Genomic DNA, 23,753 nt, shown 5'->3' with positions numbered 1-23,753 from the left:
CGATATCCCATAGGTATGCCGTAAAGATGTATGTCTCGGTCTTTTTTGTTGTAGAAGCCAATGGAGCCTCCCGTGCGCCAGCGATATTTAGCCTTGCTCAGTGTGTTTGCCAGCCTTCCCGCGATGGCACTGACCTACCAGACCCGTCTGGAGAACATTGAGTGGACGGTCGAGGGCGACAAGTTCGAGTGCCGTCTGACGCAGCCGATCACCGACTTCGGCTCGGGGCAATTCGTGCGCAAGGCCGGCGAGCAGGCGACCTTTCGCCTGAACGCCTACAACGCCATGCTTGGCGGCGGTTCGGCGACTTTGCTGGCGGCGGCTGCGCCGTGGCAGCCGGGGCGTGGCGACATCAATCTGGGCACGGTTCGACTGGGCAGCGGCAACGTGCTGTTCAACAGTTCGCAGTCCCAGGCCGGGCAACTGATCAGCGGGCTGATGGACGGTCGCAGCCCGGTGGTACGTCGGGCATCAGGCGATGGTCGGGTGTCGGAAGTGCGCCTGCTGCCGGTCAAGTTCAGCAAGGCGTTCAATGACTATCAGACCTGCGTGGCGAAACTGCTCCCGCAGAATTTCGATCAGGTCAAACAATCGCAGATCGGCTTCCCCGGCGAAGGCATCGAGCTGGACGCCGCCGCCAAGGCCAAGTTGCAGGTGATGCTCGAATACATGAAGGCCGATCCGACGGTCAATCACATCGAGCTCGACGGCCATTCCGACAACAGCGGCAATCGTCTGACCAATCGTGAGCTGTCGCGCCGTCGTGCGCTGGCCGTGGTTGATTTCTTCAAGGCCAACGGCATTCAGGAATCGCAGATCACCGTGCGTTTCCATGGTGAGCGCTACCCGTTGGTCCCGAACACGAATGCCGCCAACCGGGCCAAGAACCGCCGGGTCAACGTGCACCTTGCGCGAGTGGCACCGACTACCGCGCCGGCGCCTCAGGCCAGCACTCCGGCCAACACGGCGGCGACTTCCTGACCTGCCGGTCATCGTCGCCCTCTCGACAGATTCTGTCGCTTTGTCGTCTTAAGCTGTCGCGCCTCTGTAAATTATCGCGTTTGAGCGGTAGACTCCTCGGCTTTCCGTAGAACCCCGTGGAGTGATGGCATGGCGGACGTAAACAAGGTCGTTCTGGCGTATTCCGGCGGCCTGGACACTTCGGTGATCCTCAAGTGGCTGCAGGATACTTATAACTGTGAAGTCGTGACCTTCACCGCTGACCTGGGTCAGGGCGAAGAGGTCGAGCCGGCTCGCGCCAAGGCGCAGGCCATGGGCGTCAAAGAAATCTACATCGACGACCTGCGCGAAGAATTCGTGCGTGACTTCGTGTTCCCGATGTTCCGCGCCAACACTGTTTACGAAGGCGAGTACCTGCTGGGTACTTCCATCGCGCGTCCGCTGATCGCCAAGCGTCTGATCGAAATCGCCAACGAAACCGGCGCCGACGCCATTTCCCACGGCGCCACCGGCAAAGGCAACGACCAGGTGCGTTTCGAACTGGGTGCCTACGCGCTCAAGCCAGGCGTGAAAGTGATTGCTCCATGGCGCGAGTGGGACCTGCTGTCCCGCGAGAAGCTGATGGATTACGCCGAGAAGCACGCGATCCCGATCGAGCGTCACGGCAAGAAGAAATCCCCGTACTCGATGGACGCCAACCTGCTGCACATCTCCTATGAAGGCGGCGTGCTGGAAGACACCTGGACCGAGCACGAAGAAGACATGTGGCGCTGGACCGTCTCCCCGGAGAAGGCTCCCGACACCCCGCAGTACCTGGAACTGACCTACCGCAACGGCGACATCGTCGCGCTGGACGGCGTCGAAATGACCCCGGCCACCGTACTGGCGACGCTGAACAAGATCGGCGGCGAGCACGGCATCGGCCGTCTGGACATCGTCGAGAACCGCTACGTCGGCATGAAGTCCCGTGGCTGCTACGAAACCCCGGGTGGCACCATCATGCTGCGCGCTCACCGCGCCATCGAATCGATCACTCTGGACCGCGAAGTCGCTCACCTCAAAGACGAGCTGATGCCCAAGTACGCCAGCCTGATCTACACCGGTTACTGGTGGAGCCCTGAGCGTCTGATGCTGCAACAAATGATCGACGCTTCGCAGGTCAACGTGAACGGCGTTGTGCGTCTGAAGCTGTACAAGGGCAACGTCATCGTAACCGGCCGCAAGTCCGACGATTCGTTGTTCGACGCCAACATCGCGACCTTCGAAGAAGACGGCGGCGCCTACAACCAGGCCGATGCGGCGGGCTTCATCAAGCTCAACGCACTGCGCATGCGCATTGCTGCCAACAAGGGCCGCAAGCTATTCTGAGTCGTTGGTTCGGATGTGAAACAAAGGCCTTGTCGTAAGACAAGGCCTTTGTGTTTCCGGGCGCGCGGTACTTCAAACTGATCCGGATCCGTATTGGCGCTGATCTTGCTGCTCCCGCTTTCTGCGGGGCGTTCAAACCTTTTCCACCTGGATCATGCTCATTGAATCCACGTCGTAAGCAATGCAGTAGGCCGTTCCGGCAGCCTTCTTTGCCTGTTTAAACGATTTGAAGATGTTTTCTGTTAATGAAGCGTCCGATGTCGAGCGGGTCAGGAACAGGAATATTCTGAGTGAGTGCTTGGAAGAGTGTGGGATTTTTTTCAATAGCGCATCTGTGTCAAATTCGGCAGTCCGTCCCCTGATATCAACGATATATAGCGTAGTTAAAAACTTTTGCAGTTTTACTGTGTGTAATTCTATATCGGTCTGTGTCGCTGTTTCATGCATGTGGGATCCAGTTTCCTCAAATGCCTTTAAAAAACTACTGTCGTTTTCAAAGTCTGAAGGTGCATAAAGGGAGCGATAGTTGAAATTAAGAGTTATGAAGAACAGGAACGACAGGAAAAAAGGAAAGCTGATTAAAAGCCAAATGTAGATCTTCCGTTCTTCGTTATCCAGAAAGGGCAGGGAAACCGCTGCCGAGGTCTCCGTTATCAATGCAAATACGGCGATAATGCTGATGGGGTTGGTGATCTTTCTGTTGGGTTTTAACATGTGCTCTGCTCATGAAATTGCTGATCTCGTCATGGGGTTCTAGTGATTTGTATAGCTGGGTGTCGGGTTGGTGCTCCGACGCTAGTTAGCTGGTGTTTATCGGAAATACCGTTGAATTAATATAAGTATGTTGTTTCAGCTTTTTATTTCTTTCGGTGGGTTTGTTTTTTGTTGGATAGTTTTCGAGTGGCGATCGGCAGGGTGGCGGGCTTTATGTTCTTTTCAGGCTGGTATTTTTCTGGTGGTCCTTTTCTGTAGGAATAATCTTTATTGGCTGTAGGAGTTGTCTCTTGATGCCGGTGTGAATGAACTTCTCCATGCCATGAGTGAAATGACTGCGTTATTGTGCCGGTTCTAAAAATTCGAACAGCGAAACTGGACTTGCCCATGAATAAAGTGCTGATCGTGGATGATCACCCCGTCATTCGTCTTGCGGTGCGTATGCTGATGGAACGTCATGGCTACGAAGTCATTGCAGAAACCGACAATGGAGTGGATGCATTACAACTTGCCCGTGATCAGATGCCGGATATCGTAATACTGGATATCGGCATACCGAAACTGGATGGACTGGAAGTCATTGCGCGTCTTACGACAAGTGCGATGCCGTTGAAGGTGCTCGTGCTGACGTCCCAGTCACCGGGACACTTTTCGATGCGTTGCATGCAATCGGGGGCGGCGGGTTATGTTTGCAAGCAACAGGATCTGACGGAGTTGCTGAGTGCAATCAAGGCGGTACTGTCCGGATACAGCTATTTTCCGAATCAGGCGTTGCATACGGTGAGGACCAGCCTGGGAAATGCCAGCGAGGCCGATATGGTGGATCGCCTGTCCGGGCGTGAAATGATGGTGTTGCAGCAACTGGCGCGCGGCAAGACCAACAAGGAAATCGCCGACGGGATGTTCCTCAGCAACAAGACCGTGAGTACCTACAAGACCCGATTGCTTTTAAAGCTCAATGCGCGCTCGCTGGTGGATCTGATCGAACTGGCGCAGCGCAATGGCCTGGTCTGAGGTTTTCAGTGGCTGACGGATCATGGGCGGATCGGAATCAGCGAGTAGCAAAAAGAGAAAAGCCTCCGTTTCGGGAGGCTTTCAAATATCAGAGATCAAAGTCGTAATCGGCCAATTGCTTCTGCAACCGGCGCTCCTCAAGCAGGTTGTCGATGGTTCGGCGCTTGCTGAGATTGGTCTTGGCAACTTCAACCACCGGTTCGGCGTCTTCGGCTTCGGCAGCGATGAAATCGTCGTCTACATCCAGTTGTTCTTTGCTGTCAGTCATAAGGTCAACTCCAGGCTAAGACTGCCTTTGGCGCCCCTTATATCGATATTCCAGCGGATGGTAAAAAAGATTTTTTCAATCGATGAATCAATAACTCCAATAGCCGCTCAATCGTCGGAAGTCTTGTGCTTGTACTCGCACAAATCTTCGATCCGACAGCTGCCACAGCGGGGCTTGCGTGCCAGACACACATAGCGTCCGTGAAGAATGAGCCAGTGGTGCGAGTCGAGCAGGTATTCCTTTGGCACGAACTTCATCAGCTTCTTTTCCACCTCGACCACATTTTTTCCCGGTGCAATGCCGGTGCGGTTGCTGACCCGGAAAATGTGGGTGTCAACGGCCATGGTCAACTGTCGGAACGCAGTGTTGAGCACGACATTGGCAGTTTTGCGGCCAACGCCCGGCAAGGCCTCCAGTTCTTCGCGAGTCTGCGGGACTTCGCCATTGTGCAGCTCGACCAGGAGACGACAGGTCTCGATCACGTTTTTGGCCTTGCTGTTATAGAGGCCGATGGTCTTGATGTACTCGGACAGACCTTCAACGCCTAGCGCGTGAATGGCCGCCGGCGTGTTCGCCACCGGGAACAGCTTGGCCGTTGCCTTGTTCACCCCGACATCCGTCGATTGTGCAGACAGAATCACTGCGATCAACAGTTCGAAAGGCGAAGAATAGGCCAGCTCGGTCTTGGGTTCGGGGTTGTCCTCGTGAAACCGGCGGAAGATCTCCAGACGTTTTGCGGCATTCATGGGTGATGCGTTTCCTCGGGTAGGTCGGCAGGGCGAGTCCAGGCCTGACGGGCGGCCAGTAACAGTCCAAGCAATATGAAGGCGCCGGGAGCCAGCGTCGCGAGATGAAGACCGTCGCCGAACAGAATCAAACCTTGCCAGTGATCCGACAGGTGATGGCCGATGCTGCCCTGACCGATCAGCTCACGCAACATCGCAAGCGCAATCATCAGCGCGGCAAACAGGCCGCACAGCTTCAGCCGTGTGCGCACGGGTTGGCGAAAAAATCCATTGTGCTCCAGTACGACGCATTGCAAGCCAATCAGCCCTGCATAAAGACTGATCAGTTGATGCCACTGCATCGCACCGCGTTGCAGAACAATATCGGCGCAGCCCGCCAGGGTTGCGGCCAGCACCAGGCTGACCGGCAACAGGCTCTCGCTGCTCAGGCGCGAGCGCAGCGGTGCCATGCACAAACCGTAAACGCCCACGACAACCGTAAACATCAACAGCGTCGCCAGCGCACCCGCCACGGAGTCGGTGGCACCGATCAACAGAACCAGCATCATTGAATTGGACAGAGTCGCTGACGTATTCATGGCGCGCTCCCGAGCAGGGCCGTCCGGTGTTCGTCGAAGTAACGCAGGGCATCGTGGATGGCATTGATCGCCGCACGAGACGTAATGGTGGCGCCCGCGATCTGGTCGAACTGTCCCTGATCCTTTTTCAGAGCCCATCCGCTGTCCGTCGGCTGGCTGCTCGATTTTCCGCTAAAGCGCTGAAGCCAGCCGTTTGGCCAGTCACCGATATGCCCACCCAGCGAAGGTGTTTCGTTTTGCTCAAGGGTTTTCACGCCGAGCAATCGGCCGTTGGCGTCGATGGCAATCAGCAACTCGATATTGCCGGCATAACCTTGGGCCTGGCTGCGTAACAGCACTGCCACGGGTTGGCCGCTTTTGCTCGCCCGATAAGTGCCCAGCAACTGACTGTGGCTCAGGTGGATGTCGGTCAGCGCCAGAGGTTGTTCAAGCGGCTGATTGTCGTAACTGTCGGCCGGCAGCACGTCCAGCAGCTTGCGACTTTCAAGCAGACGCTGTTCGGCGGCGATCTGCGACGCATTGCTGCGTTGCACCAACCATGTCACGCCGATGCCCAGCGCGCTGATCAACACCAGTGTGATCAGGCTGCTCGTGCGGTTCATGGTGCCACCTGCGCCTGACGGGCCATGGCGAAACGCTCAATCGCCGGCACGCACAGGTTCATCAGCAGCACTGCAAACGCCACGCCGTCGGGGTAACCACCCCAGGTGCGAATCACATAAGTCAGCAACCCCACGCCCGCGCCGAACAACAGACGGGCGAGCGGGCTTTTTGCCCCCGACACCGGTTCAGTGACGATGAAAAACGCCCCGAGCATGGTCGCGCCGCTCAGCAGGTGAAACAGCGGCGAGCCGTGGGAGTCGGATCCCGAGCCGTTCCAGCACAACAGGCTGATCATGAACAGGCTGGCGAGCATGCCGACCGGCGCGTGCCAGCCAAACACTCGACGCTGCAACAGCAACAACCCACCGCCGAGGAACGCCAGGTTCACCCATTCGACGCCGTGCCCGCCAACGCGACCGAACGCCGGATCGCCGGCAAACAGTTCATCCATGGTCAGGCTTTTATTGATGCGCAGACTGTCCAGCGCGGTGGCCTGAACCCAGGCGTCCGGTTGCGCGCCCAGATTGAACACCTGGCCAAAAGCCGCCGTCAGCTCCATGCCGTGGGCCGGCCAGTGGGTCATCGGCTGAGGGAACATCACCATGGCCAAGGCAAAGCCGAGCATGGCCGGGTTGAAAGGGTTTCGGCCCACGCCACCGTACAGATGTTTGCCCAGCAGCAGGCCCGAGGCGATCGCAGTGACCGTCAGCCACCACAGGCAATAGGGCGGCAGCGCGATCGCCAGCAGCGTGGCGCTGACTACCGCGCTGCCATCGCTCAAGGTGGACTGCAGCGGTTGCCGGCGCAGATAAGTCACGGCAGCTTCAACCCCCAAGGCCGTGACGACGGACAGGATCAGGTTGATCAACACGCCCCATCCGTAAAACCAGAACAACGCCAGTAATCCCGGCAATGTCGCCAGCAAAACCAGCTTCATTGCCTGTTGCAGGCGCTCGTCTCTGGTTTCAATGGATGACATGGGCTTGTACCTGCCGCTCTGCTTCTTGCAGGCGGGCGCGGGCCTTTTCGAGGATGTCGGCGGGCGTGCCGTCGCGCCGTTGCAGTTTGTTCAGATCGGCGCGAGCGTAGGCCAGTTCGGTTTTCAGCTGACGCAGCTGATCGTCGATCGGGCGTTTCTCGACACGCACAAGCTCCGGCGCCGGTTGATCGCTGGCGGCTTCGGCGTTGTGCAGCGCCTGTTCGGCGTCACGCAGCGCTTGCTCCAGCGCGGCGATCTCGGCTGGCGGGGCCTCTGCGGTTTGCGCTTTTTTCAGTTCGGCACGGCGCATCGCCAGTTGGATTTTTGCCCGTTTCAGATCGGCGTCCTTCGCCGGGGCGGCTGCTACTGGCGCAGGTGCCGCGTTGCTTTCCAGCTTCGCAAGTGCCTGTTCGGCCGCTTCGAATTGCTGTTGCAGGACGATCAGTTGCGATTGCTGATCGAAGGTCGGCGGATGACCGAATGCCTTGAGCGACTTGTTCAATTGCGCCCGACTCATGGCCACGTCGATCTTGGCTTTTTTCAGCGCGGCATCGGCGGTCGCGGCTTTTTGCGCGCGGACCCGCTCCAGTGCCGCCTGCACCGGATCGAGCGCAGTGGCAGCGACTTCGACCTGAGCCGCGCGCTGCGCGCGGGCGTCGCGTTCAGCCTGCTTCTGTTGTTCTTCGCGTTGCAGACGAGCGTTGCGCCGTTCGAAGCGCTGGCGGGCGTGATCGCGTTTGGCCGTGCGGGCCTGCTGTTCTGCAAGGCTGGCGGCCAGGCCGCCGACCACCGGCAGCGTGCCCGGCGGCAACGGGTGCATTTCGATGCAGTCGACCGGGCAGGGCGCCACGCACAGATCGCAACCGGTGCATTCGTCGATGATGACGGTGTGCATCAGCTTTGCCGCGCCGACAATGGCGTCGATCGGGCAGGCCTGAATGCATTTGGTGCAGCCGATGCATTCGGCCTCGCGGATGTAGGCCACTTGCGGGGGCGCCGAACCACGACTGATGTCCAGCTCGAGCACAGGGATTTTCAACAGTTCGGCCAGCGCCGCGATGGTTTCGTCGCCACCCGGCGGGCACTTGTTGATCGGCTCGCCGTCGGCAATGCCTTCAGCGTAGGGTTTGCATCCGGGATGGCCGCACTTGCCGCATTGGGTCTGCGGCAGCAGGGCATCGATGCGTTGAATCAGACTCATGTTTTGATCAGTCCACTGAATCCGAGAAAAGCCACGGCCATCAGTCCGGCGCCGATCAACAGGATCGGCAGGCCACGAAAGGGCAGGGGAATATCGTTGTCGGCTGTGCGTTCGCGCAAATCGTTGAACAGGCTCAACACCAGCCAGAAACCCAAGCCGGCGCCAAGGCTCAGCGCTGTCGCATGCAACAGGCCTTTGTCCGCTTGCGCGTTGAGCAGCGTCAGCCCCAGCACACCGGCATTGCCCAGCAGCAGCGGCCACAAACCATCGAATGGCAGAGCGGGGAGCCAATACGCCAACAGCTTCAGCAACGGCGTGATCAGCAAGATGCTCAACGGCATAAACACAAACAGGCGCAGGAATTCCAGTTGCAACGGCACTAGCAGCCAATGCCAGAGCACGTAACCCGCCACACCGACAAGCAGCATCAGACACAACGTCGCCAGCCCCAGCGCATGCACTTGTCGACGCTCACTGCCCAGCAGCGGATCGACGCCCAGCGGCCAGTGCAACACGAAGTTGTTGATCAGCGCAGCACTGAAGAGCGTAAGCACGAGTTCGGTCATGGGTCTGCCGGTGGAAGCGGGCGTGTGTCACTTAAGGTTAGGCATTATCCGGCAGCCGTGGAGGGCGGGCCAGATATGAAAAATCCCACAGGCGCACGGAGCACGCCTGTGGGATCTGTCAGGGCAGAATCTTACTTGATGCGCTGACCCGGCTTGGCGCCGCTGTCCGGGCTCAGCAGGTAGATTTCTTCACCACCAGGGCCGGCTGCCATCACCATGCCTTCGGAGATGCCGAACTTCATTTTCCGCGGCTTGAGGTTGGCGATCATCATGGTCAGGCGGCCGTCGAGCTTCGACGGATCCGGGTAAGCGCTCTTGATCCCGGAGAACACGTTGCGTTGCTCGTCACCGATGTCGAGGGTCAGACGCAGCAGCTTGTCCGCACCTTCAACGTGTTCAGCCTTGACGATCAGCGCCACGCGCAGGTCGACGGCGGCGAAGGTGTCGAAGTCGATTTCCGGCGACAGCGGATCCTTGGCCAGTTCGCCATTGCCGGCAGGCGCGGCGGCGCCGGTGTCGGTCTGGCTGGCGGTCAGGTCTTCTTTCGAGGCGTCGGTCATGGCTTGCACTTTTACCGGGTCGATGCGGGTCATCAACGGTTTGAATTCGTTCAACTGGTGGTTGGCCAGCAGGGTGGTGTGGTCGTTCCAGGTCAGCGGCGCGACGTTGAGGAACGCCTCGGCATCGGCGGCCAGCACTGGCAGCACCGGTTTGAGGAAGATCACCAGCTGACGGAACAGGTTGATCGCCGTGGCGCAGACTGCCTGGACTTCATCCTGCTTGCCTTCCTGCTTGTTCAGCGACCATGGCGCCTTGTCGGCGATCCAGGCGTTGGCGCGGTCGGCCAACGCCATGGTTTCGCGCATGGCACGGGCGAAGTCGCGGGCCTCATAGGCGTCGGCGATGCTCGGCGCGGCAGCCAGGAAGGCTTCGGTCAGTTCCGGTGCGGCGTTGGTGTCCACCAGCAGACCGGCGTTGCCCTTCTGGATGAAACCGGCGCAACGGCTGGCGATGTTGACGACTTTGCCGACCAGATCGGAGTTGACCTTCTGCACGAAGTCTTCGAGGTTCAGGTCGAGGTCGTCCACGCCACGGCCGAGTTTGGCCGCGTAGTAGTAGCGCAGGTATTCCGGCGACAGGTGATCCAGGTAGGTACGGGCCTTGATGAAGGTGCCGCGGGACTTGGACATCTTCTGACCGTTGACGGTCAGGTAGCCGTGCACGTTGATCCCGGTCGGCTTGCGCAAACCCGCGCCTTCGAGCATCGCCGGCCAGAACAGGGCGTGGAAGTTGACGATGTCCTTGCCGATGAAGTGGTACAGCTCGGCGGTGGAGTCCTTGCCCCAGAACGCGTCGAAGTCCAGCTCCGGCGTGCGGTTGCAGAGGTTCTTGAAGCTGGCCATGTAGCCGATCGGCGCGTCCAGCCACACGTAGAAGTACTTGCCCGGCTCGCCCGGGATCTCGAAACCGAAGTACGGCGCATCGCGGGAGATGTCCCACTGTTGCAGGCCGGCGTCCAGCCATTCGGCGATCTTGTTGGCCACGGCGTCCTGCAGGGTGCCGCTGCGGGTCCAGGCCTGGAGCATTTCCTGGAAATCCGGCAGTTTGAAGAAGAAGTGCTGGGAATCCTTGAGCACCGGAGTGGCGCCGGAGATGGCCGACTTCGGATCCTTCAGATCGGTCGGCGCGTAGGTCGCGCCGCACTTTTCGCAGTTGTCGCCGTACTGGTCCTCAGTGCCGCACTTCGGGCAGGTGCCCTTGATGAAGCGGTCGGCCAGGAACATTTTCTTTTCCGGGTCGAAATACTGGGTGATCGAACGTTGGGCGATGTGCCCGGCGTCACGCAGCTTCAGGTAGATCTGGCTCGACAGCTCACGGTTTTCTTCGGCGTGAGTGGAGTGGAAGTTGTCGAAGTCCACCAGGAACTCGGCAAAGTCGGCGCTGTGTTCGGCCTGGACGTTGGCGATCAGTTGTTCCGGGGTGATGCCTTCCTTTTCCGCGCGCAGCATGATCGCCGAACCGTGGGCGTCGTCGGCGCAGACATAAATGCACTGATTGCCGCGATGCTTCTGGAAGCGCACCCACATATCGGTCTGGATGTATTCCAGCATGTGGCCAAGGTGGATCGAACCGTTGGCGTAGGGCAGGGCGCTGGTGACGAGAATCTTGCGTGGTTCGGACATGTGGGGCTTCGCTACTTGATGAAACGGAGGTCGGCCACTATAAAGCGCCGGGAAAGATATTTCACCTCTGCAAATCGTTGCCGGGCATGCCGTCCGGAGGACAGAAGGGGTAGGATACCCGCCATCTTTTCCCAGTCTTGTTATCGGAGTTGCCCATGAGTGCCGTCACTCGCGCAGCGGTGGAAGCCGTCCTCAGCCAATACACCGACCCTTACCTGAACCAGGATCCGGTCAGCGCCGGTTGCGTGCGCAACATCGAAATCACCGGCGATCGCGTCAGCGTGCAGCTGGAAATCGGCTATGCCGCCGGTCTGTTCAAGAGCGGCTGGGCGCAATTGCTGCAACTGGCCATCGAAAACCTCGACGGCGTGGTGACTGCGAAGGTCGAGGTCAACAGCGTGATCGCCGCGCACAAGGCCCAGGCGCAGATTCCCGGGCTGGCCAATGTCAAGAACGTGGTCGCCGTTGCGTCGGGCAAGGGCGGGGTGGGCAAATCCACCACCGCCGCCAACCTGGCACTGGCGCTGGCCCGTGAGGGCGCGAAGGTCGGGATTCTCGACGCTGATATCTACGGCCCGAGCCAGGGCATCATGTTCGGCATTCCCGAGGGCACCCGCCCGCAGGTCAAGGATCAGAAGTGGTTCGTGCCGCTGCAGGCCCATGGCGTGGAAGTCATGTCGATGGCCTTCCTGACCGATGACAACACGCCGATGGTCTGGCGCGGGCCGATGGTCTCCGGCGCGCTGCTGCAACTGGTCACGCAAACCGCGTGGGGCGACCTGGATTATCTGGTGATCGACATGCCGCCAGGCACCGGCGATATCCAGCTGACCCTGGCGCAGAAAGTCCCGGTGGCTGGCGCCGTGATCGTCACCACGCCGCAGGATCTGGCGCTGCTCGACGCACGCAAAGGCGTGGAGATGTTCCGCAAGGTCAACATTCCGGTGCTGGGCGTGGTGGAAAACATGGCCGTGCACATCTGCTCGAACTGCGGGCATGCCGAGCATCTGTTCGGTGAGGGCGGTGGCGAGAAGCTGGCGACCCAGTTCGGCGTCGAGCTGCTGGCCTCGTTGCCGCTGTCGATGCTGATCCGCGAGCAGGCCGACGGCGGCAAGCCGACGGTGATCTCCGAGCCGGACAGCCAGATCGCCATGGTCTATCAGGAACTGGCCCGCCACGTCGGCGCGCGGATCGTGCTGCAGGAAGCGGCGTCGCCGGCAATGCCGAACATCACCATCAGCGACGATTGATGGCTGTGGTTTAAACAAAAACGCCCCGGTGCCTGTGCACCGGGGCGTTTTTCATTGCGCGACAGAGGTCAGATGCGCAACCCGCCGTCCATCTCCAGAATCCGGCCGGTGTAGTAGTCGTTCTCGAAGATGTACGCCGCCGAATGGGCGATCTCTTCCGGTTTGCCCATGCGCTTGAGCGGAATGCCCGAGGTCATTTTCTCCAGCGCTTCGGGTTTCATGCCCAGGGTCATCTCGGTTTCGATGAAGCCCGGCGCGATACCGGCCACGCGAATGCCGTAGCGCGCCAGTTCCTTGGCCCAGGTCACGGTTGCCGCAGCGACGCCGGCCTTGGCGGCGGAGTAGTTGGTCTGGCCAACGTTGCCCGCGCGGGAGATCGACGAGATGTTGATGATCGCGCCGCTGTTCTTCAGCTCGACCATTTTCGCCGCCACTTCACGGGTGCAGAGGAACACGCCGGTCAGGTTGACGTCGATCACCGCCTGCCATTGGGCCAGGCTCATCTTGGTCATCTCGCCGTCCTTGACCTTGAGCAGCAGGCCGTCGCGCAGGATCCCGGCGTTGTTGATCAGGCCGTGGATCGCGCCGAAGTCTTCGGCGACCTGGGCAACCATGTGCGTCACCTGCTCTTCGTTGGCGACGTTGCACAGATAGCTGCGCGCCTCGACACCCTTGGCCTTGCAGGCCGCGACCGCGTCGTCGAGTTTTTCCTGGTTCAAGTCGACCAGCGCCAGCTTCGCGCCCTTGCCCGCGAAATACTCGGCCATCGAGCGGCCCAAGCCTTGGCAACCGCCAGTGATAATGATTACTTTGTCGTTGAGTTGCATTCGCATGCCCCCGAGAGCAGGTCAGAGTGGTCCTTACAGGTAGCCTCTCGATCTGCACCGGCCAGCAGCCTGTTGCACATGAGAACTGCCCGATGGCGAGTGGGACAAAACCCATGCGCCTGTCCGTTTTGTCGACGGATTCTATTTAAGGAGTCATAAATTGAGCGTTGAAGCGGCTAAGAATGCCCGAGAATTGCTTCTCAAGGAATACCGTGGCGTGCTGTCGACCCACTCCAGATCGATGCCCGGTTTTCCGTTCGGCTCTGTGGTTCCCTACTGCCTGGACGACCAGGGCCGGCCGCTGATCCTGATCAGCCGCATCGCCCAGCACACTCACAATCTGCAGAAAGATCCGAAATGTTCGCTGCTGGTGGGCGAGCGCGAGGCTGACGATGTGCAAGCCGTTGGTCGCCTGACCTATCTGGCCGAGGCGGAAAAACTCGAAGACGCGGCCGCCATCGAAGCCGCCGCCGAGCGTTACTACCGCTACTTTCCCGATTCGCAGAATTACCACAAGGCCCACGACTTCGATTTCTGGGTGCTCAAGCCGGTACGCCACCGCTATATAGGCGGCTTTGGTGCGATCCATTGGGTCGACCAACTGACACTGGCCAACCCGTTCGCCGGCAAGGCCGAAATCAGCATGGTCGAGCACATGAACAGCGACCACGCCAAGGCCATCGCCCATTACGTGGACCTCGCCGGGCTGCCGAAAACCGTTCCCGCACAAATGGCCGGGATCGACTCCGAAGGCATGCACCTGCGCATCGGTCAAGCGCTGTACTGGCTGCCGTTTCAAGCGCCCTGTCATACGCCGATACAAGTGCGCGAGGCCTTGGTTTCTCTGGCTCGCGCCGAGGTCTGGCCAAAAAATGCGCTGGCCGACGCTTGAATTCACGAAAGGGCGACGTCATCTAAGGCTTACTGCAAGGCATTTCTTGCGTTGAGGAAACTTTGATGCGCCCTTTTTTGTTGCTCTTTCTGCTGTTCCCGGTGTTGGAGCTGTTCGTATTCGTCAAAGTGGCAGGTTCGATCGGATTTTTCCCGGCCCTGCTGCTGATCATTCTCGGCTCGATGTTCGGCGTGTTCGTGCTGCGCGTCGCCGGGCTGGCTACTGCACTGCGTGCCCGTGAAAGCCTGAACCGCGGCGAACTGCCTGCGCAAACCATGCTCGAAGGCCTGATGCTGGCCCTGGCCGGTGGCCTGTTGATCCTGCCAGGCTTCATCAGCGACGTGGTCGGTCTGGTGCTGCTGTTGCCGTTCAGTCGTCGGCTGGTCGCCAACAAAATGCGCCAGCGCGCTGAAGAGCAGGCCATGCGCCAGCGAGCTTTCGCCGATGACCTGCAACCTCGCGGCGGTCCCGCGCCGCGCCAGCCTCTTGGCCGTGAAGGCGATGTGATCGAAGGCGAGTTCGAACACCGCGACAGCAAGTAAATTCTGCATCGACACGGCACCTTCGGGTGCCGTGTTCGTTTATGGCACGAATTCATGCAGCCGCATGAAAATTTTTTGTCCCCAGCCCTTGTAATAAGCTTATGCGCCCTTATGTATCGGTCACCGAAAGGTTTCCGACATTTTGAGTCGGACAGACTTCCGCGGTTCGCTCGACGAGCCGCAACCGGCGCAGGCCGGATTCGTTAAACCCGCCGGGACTACACCGGCCGATGAAAACCACAATTAGGAGAGATCGACAATGAAGCTTCGTCCTCTGCATGACCGCGTCGTCATCCGTCGCAGCGAAGAAGAAAAGAAAACCGCTGGCGGTATCGTCCTGCCAGGTTCGGCTGCTGAAAAGGCCAACCACGGTGTGATCGTCGCTGCAGGTCCAGGCAAGACTCTGGAAAACGGTGAAGTGCGTGCGCTGGCCGTTAAAGTCGGCGACAAGGTTGTGTTCGGTCCTTACTCCGGCAGCAACACTGTGAAAGTCGACGGCGAAGACCTGCTGGTAATGGCTGAGAACGAGATTCTCGCTGTACTGGAAGGCTGATACCCCGCTCATTTTCCCGCTACTACAAAGTATTTAAGGAATATCGATCATGGCTGCTAAAGAAGTTAAGTTCGGCGATGCCGCTCGCTCCAAGATGCTCAAAGGCGTCAACGTTCTGGCTGACGCGGTAAAAGCGACCCTGGGCCCGAAAGGCCGTAACGTGATCCTCGAGAAGAGCTTCGGCGCTCCGACCATCACCAAGGACGGCGTTTCCGTCGCCAAGGAAATCGAACTCGAAGATCGCTTCGAAAACATGGGCGCGCAGCTGGTCAAAGACGTTGCCTCCCGTGCCAACGATGACGCCGGTGACGGTACTACTACCGCTACCGTTCTGGCTCAGTCGATCGTCAACGAAGGCCTGAAAGCCGTCGCTGCCGGCATGAACCCGATGGACCTGAAGCGCGGTATCGACAAAGCGACCATCGCGATCGTCAAAGAACTGAAAGCCCTGTCCAAGCCATGCGCTGACACCAAGGCCATCGCTCAGGTCGGCACCATCTCCGCCAACTCCGACAACTCCATCGGCGACATCATTGCCGAAGCCATGGAAAAAGTCGGTAAAGAAGGCGTGATCACCGTTGAGGAAGGCTCGGGCCTGGAAAACGAACTGTCGGTTGTAGAAGGCATGCAGTTCGACCGTGGCTACCTGTCCCCGTACTTCGTCAACAAGCCGGACACCATGGTCGCCGAGCTCGACGGCCCGCTGATCCTGCTGGTCGACAAGAAGATCTCGAACATCCGCGAAATGCTGCCAGTGCTGGAAGCCGTTGCCAAAGCCGGCCGTCCACTGCTGATCGTGGCCGAAGACGTTGAAGGCGAAGCCTTGGCGACTCTGGTTGTGAACAACATGCGTGGCATCGTTAAAGTCGCAGCCGTCAAGGCTCCAGGCTTCGGCGACCGTCGCAAGGCCATGCTGCAGGACATCGCCGTTCTGACGGGCGGTACCGTGATCTCCGAAGAGATCGGCCTGAGCCTGGAAAGCACCACCCTGGAACACCTGGGCAACGCCAAGCGCGTCACCCTGTCCAAGGAAAACACCATCATCGTCGACGGTGCTGGCGTTCAAGGCGACATCGAAGCCCGCATCGCTCAGATCCGTGCCCAGGTTGCCGAGACTTCCTCGGACTACGACCGTGAAAAACTGCAAGAGCGTCTGGCCAAGCTGTCCGGCGGCGTTGCAGTGATCAAGGTTGGCGCTGGTTCCGAAGTTGAAATGAAAGAGAAGAAAGCCCGCGTTGAAGACGCCCTGCACGCAACCCGCGCAGCCGTTGAAGAAGGCGTGGTACCTGGCGGTGGCGTTGCGCTGATCCGTGCTCTGGAAGCCCTGACCGAACTGACCGGCGACAACGCTGACCAGAACGTCGGTATCGCTGTGCTGCGTCGCGCTGTCGAAGCGCCGCTGCGTCAGATCGCTGCCAACTCCGGTGACGAGCCAAGCGTAGTCGTCAACGAAGTGAAGAACGGCAAAGGTAACTTCGGTTACAACGCTGCTTCCGGCGAGTACGGCGACATGATCGAAATGGGCATCCTGGACCCAACCAAGGTGACCCGTTCGGCTCTGCAAGCTGCAGCCTCTATTGGCGGTCTGATCCTGACCACCGAAGCTGCCGTTGCTGACGCACCGAAGAAAGAAGGTGCAGCTGGCGGCGGTATGCCAGACATGGGCGGCATGGGTGGCATGGGCGGCATGATGTAAGCCAGCCTTACTCCTGTAACGAAAAACCCCGTCTGCGAGAGCAGACGGGGTTTTTTATTGCCCGCGTTTCAGGGTTCAGGCGTTGGCCGGTTGTACCAGAGTCGTGGCCGGGGTCTTGGCTGCCGGGCGATACAGAATCCAGTAATACGAGCCCAGACAGATCAGCCAGCAGAAGATCGCCGTCCAAACGTTATGAGAAAAGAAGTGCGCGCCCTGCATCATCCGGCTGATCGAAAACACCGACCCCAGTGCAAAGGCAAAGATGAACGCCTGACGGGCCAGCCGCGGGCGACGGTCACGCAGCACGAAGAACAGCGCAAACAAGGTAAAACCTGTAGCCGCATGACCACCCGGCCAGCAACGACCGGGCTTGTCGGTAGGCGGGCGATGCTCCAGCAGTTTGCTGTAGGTTTCGTGGCCGCCGAATTGTTCGAGACTCCAGGGGCATTGCACCGCTGTCACCGCTTTCACCGGCGTGACGAAAGAGGTGGCCAGACCCAGCGACAACACCAGGCAGCCCAGCTCACGCTTGAACGGTTTGAGCCGCTCGATAAAAAACGCGCCGATGAACCCGAGGATAGCAAACACCGAAAAGGCGATCACCACTTGTTTGGCGCGGTCGTGGAGGATGTTTTCCAGGAAGTAGCTGTGACGGCCAATGAAGTCACCGGCAGCCGGGTCATAGAAAAGCCGGGCCAGATCCATGTCCAGATCGGTCAGCTCCAGCAACACCAGAATGACGGCCGCCACGGCGGGAATCCCCAGGCACAACCAGAAATTCAGTGGGCGAGGGGCAGGGCGTACAACGCTTGATGACATGACATATCCAGAGCGGGAAACGCCCCGGGGCATCAGCCCGGGGCGCTTCGATTAACGTTCGCTGACTTGCTCGGCGCCCTCCCTGGGCGCTTTCCAGCCAAGCAGCTGTTGCTTGAAGCCATAACTGGCCGTTTGGTAATAGGTGATGGCGCGGCTGATCAGCGGGTCGTCGCTGCCGGCCCTGGACTCGCGACTTTCGGTCAGCGCATCGTCATGCCGGCGCAGGCCCTGGCGCGGGCTGAGAATCGCCAGATCCTTCCCGTCGAACAGTCCCAGATGTTGATAGTTGCCGACCACGACTCGCGGTGGCAGCGGGTTGTCCTGCAGCAGGTTGCGACCGAAGAACGTCGATTGGTAATCCAGGTTCAGCAACCCCAGCAGGGTTGGCGCTAGATCGATCTGGCTGGCCAGTTGCGCGTTTTCCCGTGGTTCGATCAGCTTCGGTGCATAGATGAACAGCGGGATCTGGTAGTTGCTGATCGGCAAGTCTTCCTTGCCCGCGCTGCCGGCGGTGTGATCGGCTACAAAGATGAAGATCGTATTGTCGAACCACGGTTTCTGTCGCGCCTGCTCCAGGAACTGGCCGATGGCGTAGTCGGTGTATTTCACCGCGCCATCGCGACCGTTGCCGGACTTGATGTCGATCCGATTGTCCGGATAGGTGTAAGGGCGGTGGTTGGAGGTGGTCATCAGTTGCAACAGGAAAGGCTGCTGCCTGGCGTAATCGGCATCGGCCAGCTTCAGGGTCTGCTTGTACAGATCCTCGTCGGCCATGCCCCAGGCATTCTTGAAGTGAATTTCCGATTCATCGACGCTGCTCTGATCGACGACGCGGTAGCCGTTGCCGCTGAAGAACGCGTTCATGTTGTCGAAATAACCGCGTCCGCCGTAGACGAACACGCTGTCGTAGCCGACGGCGCTGAGCTGCTGGCCGAGGCTGGCGAAGCCGCTTTCGCGGCCGATGCGCTTGACGATCGAACGGCCGGGCGTCGGCGGAATGGCCAGCGTGATGGCTTCCAGGCCCCGATCAGTGCGGGTGCCGGTGGCGTAGAAATTGTTGAAGTACAGGCTCTGCTTGCGCAAGGCATCCAGATTCGGTGTCAGGTTGCGCTCATCGCCGTTGCTGCCCAGGTACTTGGCACTCAGGCTTTCGATGGTGACCAGCACGATGTTCGGTTTTCGCACAGTGCCCGGGTTGTCGATCACCCGGCGGATGTCCTGTGGATCCTGGCCGATGAAGCGCGCGTTGGGTTCGCTCAATTCAGCACGTATCTGGCCGGCGACTTTTTCCGGCGACAGACTGCTGTAGAACTGGCCATAGTCCAGTTCGTTGTTACGGAACGCGGCGAAGAACTGATACGGGCCATTGCTCGCCAGTTCATTCTGATAGGCGTTGCCGCCCTGAGCGCGCGGCGCGTCCTGACTGAGCAGTTGCAGGCTCAGTCCCGCCACCACCAACAGACCGAGGGCATTGAGCAGGCGACCGCGCAGTGGCGGCAACGGGGCGTCCAGCGCCGCGTTGAAAGGTTTGCGCAACACGAAACTCAATGCCACGGCGAGCAGCGCAAGAATGCTCAGCAACGTGCCGATCGGGTAGGACTCCAGCACGTTATTCAAGACTTCATCGGAGTACACCAGATAGTCGACGGCGATGAAGTTGAAGCGCACACCGAACTCGTCCCAGAACAGCCATTCGGCCACGGAGGTGAACAGCATGGCGAACAGACTGACGGTCAACAGTCCCTGAAGGAACCAGCGATGACCGCGCCGGCGCCACAAGGCCGGCGGACACAGCAGTAAATACAGGCCCATCGGCAGCGCGGCATAGGCGAGAAAGCCCAGGTCATACAGCAAGCCGATGCCGAACATGGAAAGCGCGACGCCGCCGGCCTCATCCAGATGAGTCAGCAACAGCACGGTTCGGGTCAGGAGAAACACCACCAGCCAGGCGCCGGTGACCAGCAGCAGAAAGCGCACAGGCGCCGTCTTGAAGAAGTCCATTGTCTACATTCCTTATATCTAATGGCGCGAGAGTCTCGCGTTGTCACTGTAGTCAGGTTGTGAACCGATAGTGAAAAACTTGTTAACGAATGAATTTGGTTGAAAGACTGGATTTGTGCTGCTTGCCGCCCTAGCCGTGAGTCGGCGATGGCCGTAAGCTGCGCGGGCCAAGACGGCCGCTACCGTGTACGGAGGAGGTGCCCATGCGAATTCTATTGGTCGAAGACAACCGCGATATCCTGGCCAATCTGGCCGATTACCTGGGGCTCAAAGGCTACACCGTCGATTGCGCCCAGGACGGTCTGTCGGGGCTGCATCTGGCCGCCACCGAGCATTACGACCTGATCGTGCTCGACATCATGCTGCCGGGGATCGACGGCTACACCCTGTGCAAGCGCCTGCGCGAAGACGCCCGTCGTGATACGCCGGTGATCATGCTCACCGCCCGCGATCAGCTCGATGACCGCTTGCAGGGCTTCAAGTCCGGTGCCGACGATTATCTGGTCAAGCCGTTTGCGCTGTCGGAACTGGCGGCCCGGGTCGAAGCTGTGATGCGCCGCACCCAAGGCGGCGGCCGTCGTGCCCTGCAGGTCGGAGATCTGAGCTATGACCTCGATACCCTCGAAGTGACCCGCGAAGGCAAATTGCTCAAGCTCAACCCGGTCGGCCTCAAACTGCTGGCGGTGCTGATGCAAAAGAGCCCGCATGTCCTGCGTCGGGAAATTCTCGAAGAAGCGCTGTGGGGCGATGACTGCCCGGACAGCGACAGCCTGCGCAGCCATGTTCACCAATTGCGCCAGGTGATCGACAAACCATTCGCCAAGCCATTGCTGCACACCGTGCATGGCGTGGGTTACCGCTTGGCCGAGGGCCGCGATGGAGTTTAAGCAAAGCCTTGCCCAGCGGATCATCATCGCCTTTGCGCTGATGAGCGCGCTGGTAGCTGGGGCGTTTGCCATGGGCATCGTCGCGACCGTGCACCTGGTCGAGGAAAAACTGATTTCCGCCGGGCTGGGCGGCGACCTGCAACGCCTGCTGTTGATGGACAACGTCTCGGACTGGAGCCATCGACCAGAACCGGATCAGTTGTTTTATTTCAGTGGCGGGCCGGGGGATTTCGAGCTGCCCAAGGACCTGCGACACCTGGATTCAGGTTTCCATGAAGTCTTTCGCGAGCAGCTGTCGTATCACGCAATGGTCGAGATCGTTGATGGTCGGCGTTATGTGCTCCTGCAGGATCAAAGCGATTTCGAAGAGCGCGAGCGCGTATTGTTCGCCGTGGTGCTGGTGGGCTTCGTGCTCAGTCTGGCACTGGCGGTGTTCCTCGGCTGGGTGCTGGCCCGCAAGGTGATGGCCCCGGTGGTGCGGCTGGCGCGTCAGGTGCGCCATCGCGATCAGTTGCTCGGACTGGCACCTCCGCTGGCGCCCGACTACGCGGCGGACGAGGTGGGCGAGCTTGCGGTGGCGTTCGACGCGACACTTGGGCGATTGCGTCAGGCACTGACGCGGGAGCGCTTGTTTACCAGCGACGTCAGTCACGAATTGCGTACGCCGTTGATGGTGCTGGCCAGCTCTTGTGAGCTGCTGCTGGAAAATCCGGGCATCGATCAGCGCGGCAAGGCTCAGGTTCAGCGCATTGCGCGGGCCAGTGAAGAGATGCGTGAGCTGGTACAGACCTTCCTGATGCTCGCTCGCGCCCAACGTGAAGACGCCGGCGCGGCACCCCAGCAAAGCCTCTCGCAAGTGGCTGACAGTTTGCTGTGCCTCTGGCGAGAGCCCATCGAATCCAAGGGCTTGCAGCTGATTTTCGAACCGGGCAATCCGCCCGATACCCGTTACAACGCGACACTGCTCAATGCCGTGATGGGCAACTTGTTGCGTAACGCCTTGCACTACACCGAACAGGGATTCATTCGCTTGACCCTCAATGCCAACGGATTCGTGGTCGAGGATTCGGGCGTCGGCATTCCCGAGGAAAAGCGCGAGGCGATGTTCCAGCCTTTTGTGCGCGGCAACGAAAAACGCGGAGAAGGGCTGGGATTGGGTCTGTCACTGGTTCAACGCATCTGCGAGAACCAGGGCTGGAGTGTCACTTTGAGCACGATGGAGCCTAATGGCTGCCGTTTCGAGGTGGATCTGGGCAAGCGCTGAAAGCGGTGCATCTGACACGAGAGTGCCTCCAACCTGTCTAAATCCTGTATAACCTTGAAATAGTTTGCCGGTTTACATGACGTTTTTTTCACAAAGGGATGACCTGACGCTGACACGCCGCTGCTTAAGGTGACGTCATCAGTAATTTCAGGAGTCCTGGTGATGGCCGGCCCGATCAAGCTCGATTTTTCCGAAAAATACGACGACAACCATGCGCAGAAGTACCTGCGTAAACATCAGGACGGTCTGGGGCGTCGTTTGTCCAATTGGCGAGATCAGCAGTTGGCCCGCAAGGCGTTGACCCTTGTTGGCGAGCCGGGCCTGGTGCTGGACCTGCCATGCGGTGCTGGACGTTTCTGGCCACTGCTGGCGGAAAAACCCAATCGGGTGATCATCGGGGCGGACAACTCCGAGTCGATGATCAAGACCGCCATGCAGGCACAACCGGCGGATGTGGTGAAACGGGTACAACCCTTGCACACATCTGCGTTCGACATTGCCTTGCCTGATAACGCCGTCGACAGCATTTTTTGCATGCGACTGCTGCATCACATCGGCGAAGCCGAGCACCGCCGGGCGATTCTGCGCGAGTTCGAGCGTGTCACCCGGGACAGCGTAATCATTTCGCTGTGGGTGGACGGCAATTTCAAGGCCTGGAAACGCAAGCGCGCCGAGCGCAAGCGTGGGCAGGAAGGTTACCAGAATCGATTTGTGTTACCGGCCGCAACGGTTGAAAAGGAATTCGAAGAAGCAGGATTCCGGATCCAGGAACAACTGGACTTTATTCCGCTCTATGCCATGTGGCGAGTCTACGTATTACGCAAGAGGTAAGAGGATGGCAGTGCAATTTGCAGCAGAAGCGGAAGTCGCTCCCGAGGATCGCTTCGACTACTACTGGAACCAGCGCGGTGAGTGGGTGGAAGAACCCAATGTGCGTCGTGGTGGCGAAAGTGGTGTGCAGCGGGTGGTGGGGCGCGATGGTCAACTGCTGTATGCCAAGCGCCAGACCGGACATATCTATCGCAGCTGGCGGCACCCGTTCGGGCGGCCTACCGTGTTGCGTGAACTGGATGCGCTGACCGGGGTTTCCCGTCTCGGGGTTCGTGTTCCTGAAATCGTGTTCTGTGGTGCGCAGCCCGATCCGAAATTCAATTGGCGCGCGCTGTTGGTGACCAAATCCCTCGACGGCTTTCAGGAGTTTGAGCAATGGAAGGCCGCCGGCGGTCGTGAGCAATATGGCGAAGCCGTCTATGAACGCGTGCTCAAGGACCTCGCCGAAAACCTGGCACGCATGCACAAGGGCCGTTGGCAGCACAGCTGCATCTACATCAAACACGTGTTTGTGCGGGTGACGGGCGAAGGTGAATCGGCGAAGGTCGAAGTCGCCCTGATCGATCTGGAAAAGTGCCGTCAGCGTCTGACCGCTCATCGCGCGGCCGCCCATGACATGAAGCAACTGCGCCGCCACTCGTCGTTCAGCGCTACGGACTGGAAAAAACTCGTCTACTTTTATGAGACGGCGTTTGGCAGCGCTATCAAAGGTTTATAGCGATGAAACTAGAAATTGCACGAGGTTTGTTTCTGGTAGGAGCCTTGGCAGTTGCATCATTGGCGGTGGCGGCCTGGGAACAGCCACGCATGCAGGTCATTGGCGCATCGGCCAGTGATCCGCATTGCCCGATGCCACGGGTGGCGAAAGCCGCCGTGGCCACACAACCCGATCATGATCTATTGCTGTTCATGTTCGGACTTTCTCAAGGGATGAGGCCGCAGAGTTGAATCGATTGAAATCTCTTTCTACAAGAGCCAAAGGCCTCGCTGATGCGAGGCCTTTTTTATTGC

The 23,753-nt window shown here is 59.3% G+C and carries 25 protein-coding genes; 13 read left to right on the top strand and 12 right to left on the bottom strand.

All coding sequences use genetic code 11. The features are described from left to right. Positions 1 to 72 precede the first annotated feature (72 nt). Together L6D74_RS22085 and L6D74_RS22080 are read left to right on the top strand one after the other, a co-directional pair. Entirely contained in the window at positions 73 to 981 is a 909-nt protein-coding gene (locus tag L6D74_RS22085; RefSeq protein WP_007953200.1) for a flagellar protein MotY, read from the top strand. Positions 982 to 1,110: 129 nt separating this feature from the next. Then, the gene (locus tag L6D74_RS22080; protein WP_007953201.1) at positions 1,111 to 2,328 is read left to right on the top strand and encodes an argininosuccinate synthase; all 1,218 of its coding nucleotides are present in this window, start codon (positions 1,111 to 1,113) and stop codon (positions 2,326 to 2,328) included. Positions 2,329 to 2,460: 132 nt separating this feature from the next. On the opposite strand, the gene L6D74_RS22075 is transcribed toward L6D74_RS22080, so the two are convergent. Next, entirely contained in the window at positions 2,461 to 3,042 is a 582-nt protein-coding gene (locus L6D74_RS22075; RefSeq protein WP_085647250.1) for a hypothetical protein, read from the bottom strand. A 387-nt stretch (positions 3,043 to 3,429) separates the two neighbouring features. Here L6D74_RS22075 and L6D74_RS22070 point away from each other — a divergent pair, with 387 nt between their 5' ends. Continuing rightward, complete coding sequence (locus L6D74_RS22070; protein WP_007953203.1) at positions 3,430 to 4,056, top strand: response regulator transcription factor; 627 nt, start codon at positions 3,430 to 3,432, stop codon at positions 4,054 to 4,056. Positions 4,057 to 4,144: 88 nt separating this feature from the next. On the opposite strand, the gene L6D74_RS22065 is transcribed toward L6D74_RS22070, so the two are convergent. The 8 genes from L6D74_RS22065 to metG form a co-directional block, all read right to left on the bottom strand. Further along, positions 4,145 to 4,324, bottom strand: a complete 180-nt coding sequence (locus tag L6D74_RS22065; RefSeq protein WP_039765850.1) for a PA3496 family putative envelope integrity protein — start codon at positions 4,322 to 4,324, stop codon at positions 4,145 to 4,147. A gap of 107 nt (positions 4,325 to 4,431) precedes the next feature. Then, a complete protein-coding gene (gene nth / locus L6D74_RS22060) occupies positions 4,432 to 5,070 on the bottom strand; it encodes an endonuclease III (RefSeq protein ID WP_039765852.1) in 639 nt (212 codons plus the stop codon). Continuing rightward, positions 5,067 to 5,648: an Rnf-Nqr domain containing protein gene (locus tag L6D74_RS22055; protein WP_236190367.1), complete on the bottom strand. Its 582-nt coding sequence runs from the start codon at positions 5,646 to 5,648 to the stop codon at positions 5,067 to 5,069. The genes nth and L6D74_RS22055 overlap by 4 nt, the downstream gene beginning before the upstream one ends. Then, on the bottom strand, positions 5,645 to 6,250 hold the full coding sequence (locus tag L6D74_RS22050; protein WP_236190366.1) for an RnfABCDGE type electron transport complex subunit G: 606 nt from the start codon (positions 6,248 to 6,250) through the stop codon (positions 5,645 to 5,647). The genes L6D74_RS22055 and L6D74_RS22050 overlap by 4 nt, the downstream gene beginning before the upstream one ends. Beyond that, complete coding sequence (locus L6D74_RS22045; RefSeq protein ID WP_236190364.1) at positions 6,247 to 7,230, bottom strand: RnfABCDGE type electron transport complex subunit D; 984 nt, start codon at positions 7,228 to 7,230, stop codon at positions 6,247 to 6,249. Before L6D74_RS22045 ends, L6D74_RS22050 begins: the two co-directional genes overlap by 4 nt. Further along, positions 7,217 to 8,431 (bottom strand): electron transport complex subunit RsxB, encoded by a 1,215-nt coding sequence (rsxB, locus tag L6D74_RS22040; RefSeq protein WP_236190362.1) that lies wholly within the window; start codon positions 8,429 to 8,431, stop codon positions 7,217 to 7,219. The genes L6D74_RS22045 and rsxB overlap by 14 nt, the downstream gene beginning before the upstream one ends. Then, positions 8,428 to 8,997: an electron transport complex protein RnfA gene (locus tag L6D74_RS22035; protein ID WP_085610863.1), complete on the bottom strand. Its 570-nt coding sequence runs from the start codon at positions 8,995 to 8,997 to the stop codon at positions 8,428 to 8,430. Before L6D74_RS22035 ends, rsxB begins: the two co-directional genes overlap by 4 nt. A gap of 131 nt (positions 8,998 to 9,128) precedes the next feature. After that, positions 9,129 to 11,180: a methionine--tRNA ligase gene (gene metG, locus L6D74_RS22030; RefSeq protein ID WP_039765864.1), complete on the bottom strand. Its 2,052-nt coding sequence runs from the start codon at positions 11,178 to 11,180 to the stop codon at positions 9,129 to 9,131. Between the two features lie 155 nt (positions 11,181 to 11,335). Between metG and apbC the strand changes: the two genes are divergently transcribed. Then, complete coding sequence (apbC, locus tag L6D74_RS22025) at positions 11,336 to 12,430, top strand: iron-sulfur cluster carrier protein ApbC (protein WP_064383825.1); 1,095 nt, start codon at positions 11,336 to 11,338, stop codon at positions 12,428 to 12,430. Positions 12,431 to 12,498: 68 nt separating this feature from the next. On the opposite strand, the gene L6D74_RS22020 is transcribed toward apbC, so the two are convergent. Further along, on the bottom strand, positions 12,499 to 13,257 hold the full coding sequence (locus L6D74_RS22020) for an SDR family oxidoreductase (protein WP_011335726.1): 759 nt from the start codon (positions 13,255 to 13,257) through the stop codon (positions 12,499 to 12,501). A 160-nt stretch (positions 13,258 to 13,417) separates the two neighbouring features. Between L6D74_RS22020 and L6D74_RS22015 the strand changes: the two genes are divergently transcribed. From L6D74_RS22015 to groL, 4 genes are all read left to right on the top strand, one after another. Continuing rightward, positions 13,418 to 14,149, top strand: coding sequence for a HugZ family pyridoxamine 5'-phosphate oxidase (locus tag L6D74_RS22015; RefSeq protein WP_236190361.1), 732 nt, complete (start codon positions 13,418 to 13,420; stop codon positions 14,147 to 14,149). A gap of 65 nt (positions 14,150 to 14,214) precedes the next feature. Next, positions 14,215 to 14,691 (top strand): FxsA family protein, encoded by a 477-nt coding sequence (locus L6D74_RS22010; RefSeq protein WP_039765871.1) that lies wholly within the window; start codon positions 14,215 to 14,217, stop codon positions 14,689 to 14,691. Positions 14,692 to 14,950: 259 nt separating this feature from the next. Beyond that, a complete protein-coding gene (locus L6D74_RS22005; RefSeq protein ID WP_003227685.1) occupies positions 14,951 to 15,244 on the top strand; it encodes a co-chaperone GroES in 294 nt (97 codons plus the stop codon). A 49-nt stretch (positions 15,245 to 15,293) separates the two neighbouring features. Continuing rightward, positions 15,294 to 16,940, top strand: a complete 1,647-nt coding sequence (gene groL / locus L6D74_RS22000) for a chaperonin GroEL (protein WP_039765873.1) — start codon at positions 15,294 to 15,296, stop codon at positions 16,938 to 16,940. A 75-nt stretch (positions 16,941 to 17,015) separates the two neighbouring features. On the opposite strand, the gene L6D74_RS21995 is transcribed toward groL, so the two are convergent. Both L6D74_RS21995 and L6D74_RS21990 read right to left on the bottom strand, forming a co-directional pair. Then, on the bottom strand, positions 17,016 to 17,759 hold the full coding sequence (locus L6D74_RS21995) for a phosphatase PAP2 family protein (protein WP_236190360.1): 744 nt from the start codon (positions 17,757 to 17,759) through the stop codon (positions 17,016 to 17,018). Positions 17,760 to 17,810: 51 nt separating this feature from the next. After that, a complete protein-coding gene (locus L6D74_RS21990; RefSeq protein WP_236190359.1) occupies positions 17,811 to 19,760 on the bottom strand; it encodes an LTA synthase family protein in 1,950 nt (649 codons plus the stop codon). Between the two features lie 203 nt (positions 19,761 to 19,963). Between L6D74_RS21990 and colR the strand changes: the two genes are divergently transcribed. From colR to L6D74_RS21965, 5 genes are all read left to right on the top strand, one after another. Then, a complete protein-coding gene (gene colR / locus L6D74_RS21985) occupies positions 19,964 to 20,647 on the top strand; it encodes a two-component system response regulator ColR (RefSeq protein ID WP_007953224.1) in 684 nt (227 codons plus the stop codon). Next, complete coding sequence (locus tag L6D74_RS21980) at positions 20,637 to 21,911, top strand: sensor histidine kinase (RefSeq protein ID WP_064599121.1); 1,275 nt, start codon at positions 20,637 to 20,639, stop codon at positions 21,909 to 21,911. The genes colR and L6D74_RS21980 overlap by 11 nt, the downstream gene beginning before the upstream one ends. Before the next feature lie 162 nt (positions 21,912 to 22,073). Continuing rightward, positions 22,074 to 22,742 (top strand): class I SAM-dependent methyltransferase, encoded by a 669-nt coding sequence (locus L6D74_RS21975; protein WP_011335719.1) that lies wholly within the window; start codon positions 22,074 to 22,076, stop codon positions 22,740 to 22,742. Between the two features lie 4 nt (positions 22,743 to 22,746). Next, on the top strand, positions 22,747 to 23,460 hold the full coding sequence (locus tag L6D74_RS21970; RefSeq protein ID WP_236190358.1) for a lipopolysaccharide kinase InaA family protein: 714 nt from the start codon (positions 22,747 to 22,749) through the stop codon (positions 23,458 to 23,460). A 2-nt stretch (positions 23,461 to 23,462) separates the two neighbouring features. Further along, positions 23,463 to 23,690, top strand: a complete 228-nt coding sequence (locus L6D74_RS21965; protein ID WP_011335717.1) for a hypothetical protein — start codon at positions 23,463 to 23,465, stop codon at positions 23,688 to 23,690. Positions 23,691 to 23,753: the final 63 nt, after the last annotated feature.

The organism is Pseudomonas pharyngis, from assembly GCF_021602345.1.
GTDB lineage: Bacteria > Pseudomonadota > Gammaproteobacteria > Pseudomonadales > Pseudomonadaceae > Aquipseudomonas > Aquipseudomonas pharyngis.
The sequence above is the reverse complement of the archived record's forward strand: the minus strand, read 5'-3'. Positions and strand labels throughout refer to the sequence as shown.

What these genes read in the sequence shown, in the direction of transcription:
- L6D74_RS21995 (WP_236190360.1), bottom strand. Translation starts at nt 17,759, where the DNA reads ATGTCATCAAGCGTTGTACGCCCTGCCCCTCGCCCACTGAATTTCTGG.
- nth (WP_039765852.1), bottom strand. Translation starts at nt 5,070, where the DNA reads ATGAATGCCGCAAAACGTCTGGAGATCTTCCGCCGGTTTCACGAGGAC.
- L6D74_RS21975 (WP_011335719.1), top strand. Translation starts at nt 22,074, where the DNA reads ATGGCCGGCCCGATCAAGCTCGATTTTTCCGAAAAATACGACGACAAC.
- L6D74_RS21990 (WP_236190359.1), bottom strand. Translation starts at nt 19,760, where the DNA reads ATGGACTTCTTCAAGACGGCGCCTGTGCGCTTTCTGCTGCTGGTCACC.
- apbC (WP_064383825.1), top strand. Translation starts at nt 11,336, where the DNA reads ATGAGTGCCGTCACTCGCGCAGCGGTGGAAGCCGTCCTCAGCCAATAC.
- L6D74_RS22065 (WP_039765850.1), bottom strand. Translation starts at nt 4,324, where the DNA reads ATGACTGACAGCAAAGAACAACTGGATGTAGACGACGATTTCATCGCT.
- L6D74_RS22020 (WP_011335726.1), bottom strand. Translation starts at nt 13,257, where the DNA reads ATGCAACTCAACGACAAAGTAATCATTATCACTGGCGGTTGCCAAGGC.
- L6D74_RS22080 (WP_007953201.1), top strand. Translation starts at nt 1,111, where the DNA reads ATGGCGGACGTAAACAAGGTCGTTCTGGCGTATTCCGGCGGCCTGGAC.
- L6D74_RS22005 (WP_003227685.1), top strand. Translation starts at nt 14,951, where the DNA reads ATGAAGCTTCGTCCTCTGCATGACCGCGTCGTCATCCGTCGCAGCGAA.
- L6D74_RS21965 (WP_011335717.1), top strand. Translation starts at nt 23,463, where the DNA reads ATGAAACTAGAAATTGCACGAGGTTTGTTTCTGGTAGGAGCCTTGGCA.
- L6D74_RS22070 (WP_007953203.1), top strand. Translation starts at nt 3,430, where the DNA reads ATGAATAAAGTGCTGATCGTGGATGATCACCCCGTCATTCGTCTTGCG.
- rsxB (WP_236190362.1), bottom strand. Translation starts at nt 8,431, where the DNA reads ATGAGTCTGATTCAACGCATCGATGCCCTGCTGCCGCAGACCCAATGC.
- L6D74_RS21970 (WP_236190358.1), top strand. Translation starts at nt 22,747, where the DNA reads ATGGCAGTGCAATTTGCAGCAGAAGCGGAAGTCGCTCCCGAGGATCGC.
- L6D74_RS22075 (WP_085647250.1), bottom strand. Translation starts at nt 3,042, where the DNA reads ATGTTAAAACCCAACAGAAAGATCACCAACCCCATCAGCATTATCGCC.
- L6D74_RS22035 (WP_085610863.1), bottom strand. Translation starts at nt 8,997, where the DNA reads ATGACCGAACTCGTGCTTACGCTCTTCAGTGCTGCGCTGATCAACAAC.
- L6D74_RS21980 (WP_064599121.1), top strand. Translation starts at nt 20,637, where the DNA reads ATGGAGTTTAAGCAAAGCCTTGCCCAGCGGATCATCATCGCCTTTGCG.
- L6D74_RS22055 (WP_236190367.1), bottom strand. Translation starts at nt 5,648, where the DNA reads ATGAATACGTCAGCGACTCTGTCCAATTCAATGATGCTGGTTCTGTTG.
- groL (WP_039765873.1), top strand. Translation starts at nt 15,294, where the DNA reads ATGGCTGCTAAAGAAGTTAAGTTCGGCGATGCCGCTCGCTCCAAGATG.
- metG (WP_039765864.1), bottom strand. Translation starts at nt 11,180, where the DNA reads ATGTCCGAACCACGCAAGATTCTCGTCACCAGCGCCCTGCCCTACGCC.
- L6D74_RS22010 (WP_039765871.1), top strand. Translation starts at nt 14,215, where the DNA reads ATGCGCCCTTTTTTGTTGCTCTTTCTGCTGTTCCCGGTGTTGGAGCTG.
- colR (WP_007953224.1), top strand. Translation starts at nt 19,964, where the DNA reads ATGCGAATTCTATTGGTCGAAGACAACCGCGATATCCTGGCCAATCTG.
- L6D74_RS22050 (WP_236190366.1), bottom strand. Translation starts at nt 6,250, where the DNA reads ATGAACCGCACGAGCAGCCTGATCACACTGGTGTTGATCAGCGCGCTG.
- L6D74_RS22045 (WP_236190364.1), bottom strand. Translation starts at nt 7,230, where the DNA reads ATGTCATCCATTGAAACCAGAGACGAGCGCCTGCAACAGGCAATGAAG.